2 protein-coding genes are annotated in these 1,115 nt (G+C 43.9%); both read left to right on the top strand.

What is annotated here, in order from left to right; all coding sequences use genetic code 11:
- Positions 1-22: 22 nt before the first annotated feature.
- Complete coding sequence (locus IEX40_RS21985; RefSeq protein ID WP_188752416.1) at positions 23-661, top strand: HAD family hydrolase; 639 nt, start codon at positions 23-25, stop codon at positions 659-661.
- Positions 662-691: 30 nt separating this feature from the next.
- A complete protein-coding gene (locus IEX40_RS21980) occupies positions 692-1,048 on the top strand; it encodes a YybH family protein (RefSeq protein WP_188752414.1) in 357 nt (118 codons plus the stop codon).
- The last annotated feature ends 67 nt before the right edge of the window (positions 1,049-1,115 follow it).

The following is a 1,115-nucleotide window of genomic DNA, read 5'->3' as shown; positions in this document are numbered from 1 at the left end:
GTTATAAGCCAAGGGAGAGTTCGTGCATCTAGTCATGTTTGACATAGACGGTACGCTGGTCGAATCATACGATTTTGATACGGAGTGCTTTCAGGCTGCCGTCAAAGATGTGATTGGTATTTCGGTTGGCCCTGATTGGGGTCGATATCGTCATGTGACGGACTCTGGAATTCTTTCCGATATAATCGAACAGTCAGGCTTGGAGAATGACCGGGAGCGTATTTTTTTCGATGTAAAAAATCAATTTGTTAGTCGAGTAGAAAAATATATTTCATGCCACGATGTATCACCAATCTATGGGGCATTTGATTTTTTATCACGGCTCGTTAAGCGTCAGGATGTGGTGCTAGCTTTTGCAACAGGTGGTTGGGCAGAGTCTGCGAAAATGAAGCTAGATGCTGCGGGTATCAAACTTCCGGGTATAGCGCTGGCTTCGTCCTCAGACCACTACTGCAGAACAGAGATCATGAGGGTGGCCGAAATACGCGCAAGTAAGGAGGATTATGACTCTAAAACTTACTTTGGCGACGGACCTTGGGATCAGAAAGCGTCCGAAACACTAGGCTACAATTTTGTATCCGTGGGTAATCGTATTCGCAGTGCTCAATCAATCAATGATTACGCTGAATCCGATAAGGCATTGAGGTATATTGGCTTATAATTGGGCTGTTAGAGCAACAATGGATTGAGCATGAAAATAGACAAGGCATTCGCGGATAGTTTCGCAAAACACTGGATTAAGTCTTGGAATTCTCACGACCTGGAAGCGATTCTTTCTCATTACACGGAAGATTTCGAATTGCAATCCCCCATTATCACCGAGCGAATGGGAATACCCGAAGGTAAGTTAAAAGGAAAAATTGCTGTAAGCGAATATTGGGCGATAGGTCTTTCTGCAAAGCCTAAGTTACATTTTGAATTTATCAATGTATTCATAGGAATGGAGAGTCTTGTAATCTACTATAAAGGGCGCAAGGGATACTCTTCTGAAGTTTTCTACTTCAATAATCAAGGTAAGGTTTACAGAGCTGTTGCACACTATGAGTAAACATGCTCTAACAAACAATTGTAGTCGCCCGCAAGCGGGCTGGGACCTCCGCTGCTACGCAGCTCCG

Origin of the sequence: Marinobacterium zhoushanense (assembly GCF_014641945.1) — a bacterium.
In the GTDB taxonomy this organism is placed as follows: domain Bacteria; phylum Pseudomonadota; class Gammaproteobacteria; order Pseudomonadales; family Balneatricaceae; genus Marinobacterium_D; species Marinobacterium_D zhoushanense.
This window is presented reverse-complemented; position numbering and strand designations above follow the sequence as displayed.

What these genes read in the sequence shown, in the direction of transcription:
- IEX40_RS21980 (WP_188752414.1), top strand. Translation starts at nt 692, where the DNA reads ATGAAAATAGACAAGGCATTCGCGGATAGTTTCGCAAAACACTGGATT.